Origin of the sequence: Sulfitobacter dubius (genome assembly GCF_900113435.1) — a bacterium.
GTDB classification, from domain to species: domain Bacteria; phylum Pseudomonadota; class Alphaproteobacteria; order Rhodobacterales; family Rhodobacteraceae; genus Sulfitobacter; species Sulfitobacter dubius.
The window spans coordinates 44,603-55,763 of the sequence record NZ_FOPG01000003.1 but is presented as its reverse complement, the minus strand read 5'-3'; the positions used below and the strand labels follow the sequence as shown (position 1 = coordinate 55,763).

9 protein-coding genes and 1 riboswitch are annotated in these 11,161 nt (G+C 61.5%); of the genes, 4 read left to right on the top strand and 5 right to left on the bottom strand.

Annotation, left to right across the window (positions count from 1 at the left end; genetic code table 11):
- Window positions 1-26: 26 nt before the first annotated feature.
- The 3 genes from gcvP to gcvT all read right to left on the bottom strand — a co-directional run bounded on the left by gcvP (window position 27) and on the right by gcvT (window position 4,499).
- Complete coding sequence (gcvP, locus tag BM229_RS12705) at window positions 27-2,873, bottom strand: aminomethyl-transferring glycine dehydrogenase (RefSeq protein WP_093928032.1); 2,847 nt, start codon at window positions 2,871-2,873, stop codon at window positions 27-29.
- Window positions 2,874-2,984: 111 nt separating this feature from the next.
- Window positions 2,985-3,344 carry a glycine cleavage system protein GcvH gene (gcvH, locus tag BM229_RS12700; RefSeq protein WP_093928031.1) on the bottom strand — a complete coding sequence of 120 codons (360 nt, stop codon included), beginning with the start codon at window positions 3,342-3,344 and terminating at the stop codon, window positions 2,985-2,987.
- A gap of 21 nt (window positions 3,345-3,365) precedes the next feature.
- On the bottom strand, window positions 3,366-4,499 hold the full coding sequence (gene gcvT, locus BM229_RS12695; protein WP_093928602.1) for a glycine cleavage system aminomethyltransferase GcvT: 1,134 nt from the start codon (window positions 4,497-4,499) through the stop codon (window positions 3,366-3,368).
- 149 nt (window positions 4,500-4,648) lie between these two features.
- A riboswitch (glycine riboswitch) is annotated at window positions 4,649-4,735 on the bottom strand.
- Between the two features lie 101 nt (window positions 4,736-4,836).
- Here gcvT and BM229_RS12690 point away from each other — a divergent pair.
- Complete coding sequence (locus BM229_RS12690) at window positions 4,837-5,427, top strand: gamma-glutamylcyclotransferase family protein (protein WP_093928030.1); 591 nt, start codon at window positions 4,837-4,839, stop codon at window positions 5,425-5,427.
- An 89-nt stretch (window positions 5,428-5,516) separates the two neighbouring features.
- Here the strand turns inward: BM229_RS12690 and gltX are convergent, their stop codons facing one another.
- Window positions 5,517-6,854: a glutamate--tRNA ligase gene (gene gltX, locus BM229_RS12685; RefSeq protein WP_093928029.1), complete on the bottom strand. Its 1,338-nt coding sequence runs from the start codon at window positions 6,852-6,854 to the stop codon at window positions 5,517-5,519.
- A 65-nt stretch (window positions 6,855-6,919) separates the two neighbouring features.
- Window positions 6,920-8,494 carry an MORN repeat-containing protein gene (locus tag BM229_RS12680; RefSeq protein WP_093928028.1) on the bottom strand — a complete coding sequence of 525 codons (1,575 nt, stop codon included), beginning with the start codon at window positions 8,492-8,494 and terminating at the stop codon, window positions 6,920-6,922.
- A gap of 205 nt (window positions 8,495-8,699) precedes the next feature.
- Between BM229_RS12680 and BM229_RS12675 the strand changes: the two genes are divergently transcribed.
- The 3 genes from BM229_RS12675 (at window position 8,700) to BM229_RS12665 (ending at window position 11,159) form a co-directional block, all read left to right on the top strand.
- Entirely contained in the window at window positions 8,700-10,157 is a 1,458-nt protein-coding gene (locus tag BM229_RS12675) for a nitrilase-related carbon-nitrogen hydrolase (protein ID WP_093928027.1), read from the top strand.
- 78 nt (window positions 10,158-10,235) lie between these two features.
- Window positions 10,236-10,631, top strand: coding sequence for a hypothetical protein (locus BM229_RS12670; RefSeq protein WP_093928026.1), 396 nt, complete (start codon window positions 10,236-10,238; stop codon window positions 10,629-10,631).
- Window positions 10,632-10,793: 162 nt separating this feature from the next.
- On the top strand, window positions 10,794-11,159 hold the full coding sequence (locus BM229_RS12665) for an antibiotic biosynthesis monooxygenase family protein (RefSeq protein WP_093928025.1): 366 nt from the start codon (window positions 10,794-10,796) through the stop codon (window positions 11,157-11,159).
- The last annotated feature ends 2 nt before the right edge of the window (window positions 11,160-11,161 follow it).

Sequence of the window (11,161 nt, the reverse complement as noted above, 5' to 3'; positions counted from 1 at the left end):
GCCCTTTGGCTTTCTTTGTGCCCTGATTACTCTGCCGCTTCGGCGTAGTCTTCCAACGGTGGGCAGGTGCAGATCAGGTTGCGGTCGCCATGCACGTTGTCGACGCGGTTGACCGGCGGCCAGTATTTGTCGACGCGGAAGGCGCCCGGGGGGAAGCAGCCCTGCTCACGGCTGTAGGGCCGGTCGCCCCATTCCACCACCAGATCCTCCACCGTATGCGGCGCGTTCTTGAGCGGATTGTTGGCGCGGTCCATGCGCCCTTCCTCGATCTCGCGAATTTCTTCGCGGATCGCCAACATCGCATCACAGAAGCGGTCAAGCTCGGCCTTGGTCTCGGACTCCGTCGGTTCCACCATCAGCGTGCCCGCAACCGGCCAAGACATTGTCGGCGCGTGGAAGCCGCAGTCGACCAGACGTTTGGCAACATCTTCGTTGGTCACGCCTGCGGTTTCTTCATAGGGGCGCACATCGATGATGCACTCATGCGCAACTCGGCCTGTGGGGCCTTTGTAGAGCACGTCGTAAGCCCCTTCGAGGCGCTTGGCGATGTAGTTGGCGTTGAGGATCGCGGCACGGGTCGCCTGTGTCAGCCCGTCCCCGCCCATCATCAGGCAGTAGGACCAAGAGATCGGCAGCAGCGACGGCGAGCCGTAGGGCGCCGCCGAGACCGCAGTGCCTTCCTCATTCGGATGGCCCGGCAGATGCGGGATCAGGTGCGATTTGACGCCGATCGGACCCATGCCGGGGCCGCCGCCGCCATGCGGAATGCAGAAGGTCTTGTGCAGGTTCAGGTGGCTCACGTCGCCGCCCAGATCGCCGGGGCGCGACAGGCCCACCATGGCGTTCATATTCGCGCCGTCGATATAGACCTGACCGCCGTGGTCATGGGTGATTTTGGTCACCTCATGCACGGTTTCCTCAAAGACGCCGTGGGTCGAAGGATAGGTGATCATGCAACCGGCAAGGTTCTCGCTGTGCTGCTCCGCCTTGGCACGGAAATCGTCGAGGTCGATGTCACCGTTGGCCGCCGTCTTGATGACCACAACCTTCCAGCCAACCATCTGCGCCGAGGCCGGGTTGGTGCCATGCGCACTCATCGGGATCAGACAGATGTTGCGGTGCCCCTGCCCCTGTTCGCGGTGGTAGGCGGCGATGGTCAGCAGACCCGCATATTCGCCCTGCGCGCCGGAGTTCGGCTGCATGGAGATCGCGTCATAACCGGTAATGTCGCAGAGCTTGTCGGAAAGATCGTCGATCATTTCCTTGTAGCCGAGCGCCTGATCGGCGGGCACAAAGGGGTGGATGAGCGAGAATTCCCGCCAAGTCACCGGCATCATCTCAGCCGCCGAGTTCAGCTTCATGGTACAGGAGCCGAGCGGGATCATCGCCCGGTCCAAAGCCAGATCACGGTCCGCGAGGCGGCGCATGTAACGCATCATCTCGGTCTCGGCCCGGTTCATGTGAAAGATCGGGTGCGTGAGGTAATCGCTGGTGCGCACCATCGCGTCGGGCAGGCGATACTCAGCCGTGAAATCGTCATCCGCCTGACGGATGCCAAAGGCGCGCCAGACCGCTTCGATGGTATCGGGCCGGGTGCGTTCATCCAACGAAATTCCGACGCGGGTCTCGCCCACGCGGCGCAGGTTGATGCCCTCATCCACAGCGGATTTCATCACCGCGGCCTGCAACGGGCCGACATCAACGGTGATCGTGTCAAAATAGGCTTTCGGATCGACCTTGAAGCCCGCCGCTTCCAGCCCCTTGGCCAGACGCACGGTCTTGCGATGGATGCGCTGCGCGATGGCCTTCAGCCCCTCAGGCCCGTGGAATACGGCATACATCGACGCCATGACTGCCAAGAGCGCCTGCGCGGTGCAGACGTTGGAGGTCGCCTTCTCGCGGCGGATGTGCTGCTCGCGGGTCTGCAAGGACAGGCGGTAAGCGCGGTTGCCATGGGCGTCGATAGATACGCCGACAATCCGTCCCGGCATGGAGCGCTTCATCCCGTCGCGGCAGGCCATATAGGCGGCGTGCGGACCGCCGTAGCCTTCGGGCACACCGAACCGCTGGGTCGAGCCCACGGCAATATCCGCGCCCATCGCGCCCGGCTCTTTCAACAGCGTCAGCGCCAGCGGGTCGGCGGTGACAATGCCGATGGCCTTAGCATCGTGCAGCGCGGTCATATGATCGGTGAAGTCGCGCACATGGCCGTAGGTGCCGGGGTATTGGAAGATCGCACCAAAGACCTTGTCAGCCTCCATCTTGTCGGGGTCACCAACGATCACCTCAATGCCCAGCGGCTCGGCGCGGGTTTTCATCACGGCGATGTTCTGCGGGTGGCAGTCGCGGTCCACGAAAAAGGCCATCGCCTTGGATTTCGACCCACGCAGCGCCATGGTCATCGCCTCGGCGCAGGCGGTGGCTTCATCCAGCAGCGAGGCGTTAGCAATCTCCAGCCCGGTCAGATCGCTCACCATCGTCTGGAAGTTCAGCAGCGCCTCAAGGCGACCCTGCGAAATCTCAGGCTGGTAGGGCGTATAGGCCGTGTACCACGCCGGGTTCTCCAGAATATTGCGTTGGATCGCCGGGGGCGTGACGGTGCCGTGGTAGCCCTGCCCGATCAGGCTGGTAAGCACCTTGTTCTTGCCCGCAATGGTCCGCATGTGCTCCAGCACTTCGCGCTCGCTCATCGCCTTGCCAAAATCGAGCGGCTCTTTGGCGCGGATCGCCTTGGGCATCGTGTCGTCGATCAGCGCGTCGAGGCTCTCGGCGCCCACGGTGTCAAGCATCTGCGACATCTCGGAAGGGGACGGGCCAATGTGACGCCGGTTGGCGAAGTCATATGGCAAATAGTCGGTGGGCTTAAAGCTCATATCGGGTTCCTCGTCACGGCGCGGCAGCGGCGCCCCCTGTTTGTGGTGCGCCGCCCAAAGGCGACGCAATAGATCAGTTCAAGATGCCGGACCTGCCGACATCAAAGCCGTTTAGCCGATAAATTTTTGATAGGTTGCTTCGTCCATGAAGTCGTCCATCTGGCTGGCATCGGTGAACTTCAGCTTAAAGAACCACGCCTCGCCCTGCGGATCATCATTCACCATGCTGGGGTTGTCGGTCAGCGCAGAGTTCACCTCGGTGATTTCACCGTCAATGGGGGCCAGAATGTCCGACGCCGCCTTGACGGATTCGATCACGACCACCTCGTCATCCTTGCTAACGACGGTGCCTTCCTCGGGCAGTTCGACAAAGACCACATCGCCCAGCTGCTCGGCGGCATGTGTGGTGATGCCCACGACCACTTCGTCACCCTCGACGCGCAGCCATTCATGTTCTTCGGTAAATTTCATATCAGATTTCCCTGTGTAGATTCAGCGTTTGAAGTTCGCCGCGACGAACGGCATTTTCGTGACAGTCAATGGCAAGCGCTTGCCGCGTACCTCGCCCCAAAGCGGCGTATCGACCTTCGCATGCTCGGCGGTGACATAGCCCATGGCAACGGGGCCGCCAACCGTCGGACCAAAGCCGCCGGAGGTGACGGTGCCGACTTCATTACCGCCCTCGGCCGCATCAAAGATCGCCACACCCTCACGCATTGGTGCACGGCCCTCGGGCAGCAGCCCCACCCGCTTGCGTGGCGCACCATCGGCCAGTTGTTGCAAGATCACACCGGCACCGGGGAAACCGCCCGCACGCTCACCATCATTGCGGCGCACCTTCTGGATTGCCCAGTTCAGTGCCGCCTCAACCGGCGTGGTGGTGGTGTCGATGTCATGACCATAAAGGCACAACCCGCCCTCCAACCGCAGACTGTCACGCGCGCCCAAACCAATGGGCTCGACCTCCTCCAGCGCCAAGAGCTTGCGCGCCAAGGCCACGGCATCGTCATTCGCGACCGAAATCTCGTAGCCATCCTCGCCCGTATAGCCCGAGCGCGACAGGGTGACGGTGATCCCGTCAATGTCGACATCCTTGGCAACATCCATAAATTTCATATCCGCCACCGACGGCTGAAACCGCGCCAGCGCCGCTTCGGCTTTCGGCCCCTGAAGGGCCAGCAACGCGCGGTCATCCAAGACCTCGATGCCACAACGGTCCGACAGCGCCTCTTTCATCAGAGCAATATCGTCATCCTTGCACCCAGCATTCACGACAACAAACAGATGATCGCCCAGATTGGCCAACATCAAATCGTCCAGAATGCCGCCATTGGGATCGGTGAACATCGCATAGCGCTGGCGCATCTCACCGAGGCCCAACACATCAACCGGCACGAGGCTCTCCATCGCCAAGGCCGCATCATCATAGCTGCCAGACTTCGCCCGGACGACGACCTGCCCCATATGGCTCACATCGAACAACCCGGCGGCGGCGCGGGTGTGCAGATGCTCTTTCATTACGCCAAGGGGGTATTGCACGGGCATGGAATAGCCCGCGAAGGGCACCATCTTGGCCCCCAGTTCCACATGCAAATCATGCAATGCCGTCTGCTTGAGATCGCTCATCCGGTTCGCCTTTCCTGTCGCTTCCGGATGACCTTTTGACCATGCCGGCACCTTAGCGCCGCTGCTGCCGCGCATGATGCCCCCTCTGTCCTTCCGCCTGAGATCGTTATCCCTTCGGCGTGCGCATCCGCGCATCTCTCCAGAGTCTTGGTCACGTCACGGTCCTGGGGCCTGAGAGTTTCCGGGGCGGTTGCTCCTTCGGCATCGGTGTTAACCGATTCTCCCGTGACGATTTGGCCTTTCGTATGCTGCCGCATACCTCTGCGTCAAGCGTGCTTGTAGGCAGATGCGGCACATGTTTTGTTGCGCGCGACATGGCAAACGGAAAGCACCCCGCATGACCCCCTATTTCTTTGGCTACGGCAGCCTTGTGAACCGCAACACCCACAGCTACCCGGACGCCCGCCCGGCGCAGCTTGACGGTTGGCGGCGGCAATGGGTCCGAACCGAGGGCCGCGATATCGTCTATCTCTCAGTGGTGCAAAATCCCGCCACCCGCATCGACGGGCTGATCGCTGCGGTGCCGGGTGCAGACTGGGCCGCACTGGACAAGCGCGAATACAGCTACGAGCGCCACGCCTCAGGCGGCGCGGTGGTGCATGATCTGGCCCCCGCCCCCGACATCGCCCATTACGCCATCCCCGCCGACATCGCGGTAGACCACGGCGATCACGTCATCCTGCTGAGCTACCTCGACGTGGTGGTCCAAGGCTTCCTGCGGGAATTCGGCACCGATGGCGCGGCACGTTTCTTCGACACGACCGATGGCTGGGACACGCCCATTCTCGACGACCGCGCCGCGCCGATCTACCCGCGCCACCAAACGCTGACGGAGGCGGAAACCACCGTGGTCGACCAGCACATGAACCGCCTGTCGGTGCAGATCAAACAACGCGAAGAAACCACCTTCGCGGCAAAGAACTTCTGAGGGCCGCAAGCACAGCCCCCAAACCTCCTTCATCCTTTTTCAAATACCCGCCGGGGTCCGGGGGCAGGGCCCCCGGTCGCTCGGTCTGTTCAGCCGCGCGCCTTCACGTTCTGCAGCAACGGCATCACCTGCGCCATCTCCGGCCCGTGTTCTTGCCCCGTCAGCGCCAAACGCAAGGGCCGGAACAACCCGCGCCCCTTGCGTCCCGTGGCCTCTTTGACCGCGGCGGTCCAGCTTGACCATGTGGTCTCATCAAACGGCATCTCCGGCAGCAGCAGCATCGCCTGCGCTACAAACTCGCGGTCTTCCTCGGCAATCACCGGCTCGGCCCCGTCGCGGAACATGGCCCACCATGGGCCCAGATCTTTTAGCGTCGAGATATTCTCCCGGGTGACCGCCCAGAACTGCGCGGCTTTGTCCTCAGGCACGCCAATCGCGGCGATATCATCGGCCACGGCCTCAAGCGGCAGTTGCTGCAGGTAGCGCCCCGTCAGCGGGAAGAGGTCCTGCACGTCGAACTTGGTCGGAGCCGAGCCAAAGCGGTTGATATCAAACCCCTCAATCAATTGCGCCATGTCGTTGCGCAGTTCCACCGGATCCGACGACCCCAACCGCGCCATCAGGCTCAAGAGCGCGAAGGGCTGCACCCCCTGCTCACGCAGATCGCGCAATGCCAGTGTGCCCAAGCGTTTGCTCAGCGCCTCGCCCTGCGGCCCGGTCAGCAGTGAGTGATGCGCAAAGGACGGCACGGCGCCATTGCCCAAAGCCTGCATGATCTGAATTTGCGTCGCCGTATTGGTCACATGGTCCGAGCCGCGCACGACATGTGTCACGCCCATATCGGTGTCGTCCACGACGCTCGCCAGAGTATAAAGAATCTGCCCATCGCCGCGGATCAGCACCGGATCGCTGACCGAGGCCGCGTCGATTGAGATATCGCCCAAGATACCGTCATCCCATTCGATCCGCTGGTGATCGAGCTTGAACCGCCAGACACCATCACCACGCTCGGCGCGCAGGGCGTTTTTCTCTTCGTCGCTGAGTTTCAGCGCAGCGCGGTCATAGACCGGCGGCTTGCCCATATTGAGCTGCTTTTTGCGCTTGAGGTCCAGCTCCGTCGGCGTCTCGAAGGCCTCGTAAAAACGGCCCTTTTCGCGCAGGTCTTCGGCGGCGGCGTGGTAGCGGTCCAGCCGCTCGGATTGACGTTCGACCCGATCCCATTCCAGCCCCAACCATTCGAGGTCTTGCTTGATGCCATCGACATATTCTTCGCGGCTGCGCTCGGGATCGGTGTCGTCGATGCGCAGGATGAAAGTGCCGCCCGCCTTGCGCGCGATGAGGTAGTTCATCAGCGCGGTGCGCAGGTTGCCCACGTGGATATAGCCAGTGGGGGACGGGGCGAAACGGGTGATCGTTGGGTTGGACATCTGGCGTACTCCTGTTGCGCGCGGGCTTGCCACAGGGCGCGGGCGTTGTCCAGTAAAGGCGGGGGTCAGCCGCCGTCTGCCGGGGTGCCGGTCGGCGCGGGCACAACCTCTGAGGTGTCTTCCTCGACGCTTTGCTCAGGGGCCTCTTCTGCGGCGGCTCCTTCTCCACCGGCAGTTTCCGCCGGGGTCTCATCCGCAGGCAGCGTCTCTTCCTCGGGTGCTTCTGCCTCGGCTTCCGGCGCTGCCTCAGCAGCCCCATCACTCAACGCGCCGTTCTCCCAATCGCCCGAGGCTTCCTCGCCGCTGGCATAGCGCATGGTGCCGTTGCCTTGACGTTTGCCTGCTTTAAAGGTGCCTTCATAGACATCGCCATTGGCATAGGTCGCCACGCCCTGCCCTTCGATCTCCCCGTCGGTCCAGTCGCCTTCGTAGACAAAGCCGCTGGCCATGGTGATCTTGCCTTTGCCATGGCGCTGGCCTTCGGCGAACTCGCCCTCATAGACAGTCCCATCGGGATAAGTCGCCTTGCCCTGCCCATGGCGCTGACCATCCTGCCAGCCACCTTCATAGCGGTAGCCATCGGCGTAGGTCATCACCCCTTGGCCGTGGTTGCGGGCGTCTTTGAATTCGCCCTCATAGACCACGCCATTGGTATAGGTCGCGATGCCTTCGCCTTCGATCACGCCTGCCACCCAAGCGCCCTCATAGGTCGATCCATCGGGGTAAGTGATCTTGCCCGTGCCATCGGCCAGATCATTGCGAAAGGTGCCAACGTAAACGGACCCGTCGGGATAGGTCACCTGACCCTCCCCCTCGATCTGCCCGGCGACCCAAGAGCCGGTGTAGACATAGCCATCGGTACCGGTGAAAGTGCCCTGCCCGTCACGGCGGTCGTCTTTGAAGTCACCCTCATAGATGTCGCCGTTTTCATAGGTGACCTTGCCTTTGCCTTCACGGCGGCCCGCGACCAAGGTGCCTTCGTAAACATCGCCATTGGGCTGGGTCAGCGTCCCGGTGCCGTCGATCTGGCCGTCTTTCCACAGGCCGACATAAATCAGACCGTCGGGCATGGTCAGCGTGCCCTCGCCACTGCGTTTGCCGCCTTCGATCTCGCCTTCATAGACCGCGCCATCGGGGTAGGTGATCGTGCCGACGCCCTGTTTGACGCCATCAACCCAGTCGCCCTTGTACTCATAGCCGCCGGGGCTTTGCATCACGCCCTTGCCGTGGTGCTTGGCATTGCGGAACTCACCCTCATAGCGCACGCCATTGGCGTAGATCGCCACGCCTTGCCCCATGATTGCCCCGGCTTCCCATTCGCCCTCATAGGTGCCGCCATCGGCAAAGGTAATCTTGCCCAGACCTTCGGGTTTGCCCTTGGCAAAGTTACCCTCATAGACCGATCCATTGGGGAAACGCGCGACGCCTTCGCCCTTGATCTCGCCCTCAACCCATTCGCCGGAATATTCATAGCCGTTGGGCAGCTTATAGGTGCCGCTGCCATGTTGAAGGCCGCCTTGAAAGGTGCCTTCATAGATGCCGCCGTCGTCATATTCCTTGGTCAGCACCTGCCCGTCCTGCGCCGCAAGCGGCGTGGCCAGAAGGGCGATCAGACAGAGGGGCAGGCTGCGGTGCAACATGGGCGGAAATTCCCGATCTCGTTAAGTGTCATTTGCCCTGAGGTTACGGGTGATAGGAAGCAGAGGCAACGTGTTTGCAGGACTGGCACGCCGGTTTCGGCCGATCCAACGCGGAGCAAGCGCTGCGGCACGCAGGCGCACGGGGGTTTCGCCCCTGCGCCGATCTGCTACATCCGACAAACGCCAGCCAGCCCGGAGCCATGCTATGACAGACCGCTTTCGCCTCACCCTTGGGCAATTGAACCCGACTGTCGGCGATTTGTCGGGAAATGCGGCACTGGCACGCAAAACGTGGGAAGCTGGCCGCGACGCAGGCGCGCAGATGGTTGCTCTGCCTGAGATGTTCCTAACCGGGCATGATGCCGAAAGGCTGCATCACAACCCTGCCTTTCAACGTGATGTACTGACTCATTTGAAAACGCTTGCCGAATACTGCGCAGATGGCCCTGCACTGGCACTCGGCGCACCGTGGGTCGAGGGCACGCAGGTCTATAACGCCTACCTGATTTTGCAGGGCGGCAAGATCGCCCAGCGGGTGCTTCAACACAGCCGCGGGCCGCGCTCTCACTTTGACGCTGGCCCGATCAGCGGCCCCTATATGGTGAACGGGCTGCGGATCGGCTCTCCCATCGGCGCGGATGGCTGGGAAAGCGATGTGGCCGAAACACAGGCCGAGACCGGGGCCGAGTTCCTTTTGATCCCAAATGCCGCACCCCATCTACGCGGTGCGATGGACCGGCGGCTGAACCATATGGTCGCGCGGGTGATTGAGACTGAGCTGCCGCTGATCTACCTCAATATGACCGGCGGACAGGAAGAGCAGGTGTTTGATGGTGCTTCATTCGCGCTGAACCCCGGCGGCAGGCTGGCGCTGCAACTGCCCGCATTTGACGACGCCATCGCCCATGTCAATCTAGAGCGCGGCCCAGAGGGCTGGCAAATCGCGGCAGGCAGCTTCGCGCCCCAACCAGACGCGCCTGAACGAGACTACCGCGCGATGGTCGTGGGCCTGCGGGACCATGTTGCGAAAACGGGCTCCACTCAGGTGCTTATCGAACAGGCCGAAGGGAATGACGCCGCGCTGGCAACGGCCATTGCGCTGGATGCTTTGGGGCCAGAGAATGTTCGCCGGATTGCGATCCCTGAAGAGGAACGCGTTCATTCCACGCTGCACGACAGTCTGGCCGCGCTTGGGGCGGGGGTAAGCACAGATGCTTTCGCGCCCAGTCTACGCGGTATGATGCTGCAGGTCTTGGCGGATGATGCGGGGGCACTGTTGATCACTCCACAGAATAAAACCGTCGCAACGATGGGGCCCGCGCCTGTCCCGAGGGGCGATTTCAATCCTGTCAAAGACCTCTACCAGTCCGAGGTTCAGTCGCTTTGTCACTGGCGCAATGAGACCCACCGCGATTGGATGCAAGGGCCCGCAGGCGCAGCATTGCCTGTGTTGGATCTCAGCCCGAAAAATAGCGCTTTGGACGGTATCCTGCGGATTCTTCTGGATGATAACGGCAGCGTGAATGATTGTGTGGCGGCCGGTTACGAAGGGCAGACCGCAGAAGAGGTCGCAGCGCAAATTGCCACCCGTCCGTCACAGAACAACCGGTCCGCCCCCGGCCCACGGCTCACGGCTGTGCGTGCGCCCTTTTGGAAAGCCTAGCATTGCCACCCGTCTGGCGACCGACGGAAGTATCTTGTTGGAACGTTCAAGAAGGACTGAACAACAAGGATGGACCCAATGCAGACCTTCATAAAACGATGCATGACTATTTTTGCTTTAGCGGTCACCGCGATGACCGCCCTGCCGCAAACGGCCATGGCGCAAAGAGCTGTCGTTCAAGAAAACGACGGTCACTACGACAAGACAAAGACGGTAAACCAAAACGCCAAGGCTAAGGTAGAGAAGCAAAGCCACAAGGCCAAGGTGGTGAAACAGAACACCAAGAAGGTCACGAAACGGCACCATCAACATGATATCGGCCACCATTTCAGCAAAAAAGAAGTAGTCGTTATCAACAACTGGCGCACACGGGGCCTTCCCCAACCTCGCCGCGACGAAGTTTACATCGCGCATGACGACAGCATCTACCTCGCCGCAGCGGCAACGCTCTTGGTCAAGGCACTGATTGATTAAGACGTAAAGACATCAGTACCACCGCCGCAGTCTCTGCAGTATGCGCGTTTAGTCCGATAGGATAGCAGTGCGCGATCTCATAAGCCCGGAGATTAATCTCCGGGCCTTTTCTTTGCCCTGCGTCTGGGGCAAGCATGGGGGCAGCAACCGCCGGGAGCCATCATGATCGCCGTCATTTTCGAAGTCTTCCCCCACCCCGACCGCCGTGGGGAATACCTCGACATCGCGGCCAAGATGCGGCCCCTGCTGGATGAGGTCGACGGCTTCATTTCGGTCGAGCGCTTCCAAAGCCTGACCAACCCCGAAAAGCTACTGTCGCTCTCTTTTTTCCGCGATGAAGAAGCGGTTGAGAACTGGCGCAAGCTGACCGCGCATCGCGGCGCGCAGGCGGCAGGGCGCGAGGGAATCTTTACCGACTATCACCTGCGCATTGCCCATGTGATCCGTGACTATGGCATGTTCGACCGCGCAGAGGCACCACAGGACAGTCAGGATACCCACCCGCCACGGCCTGTAGCCGAGGGCTAACC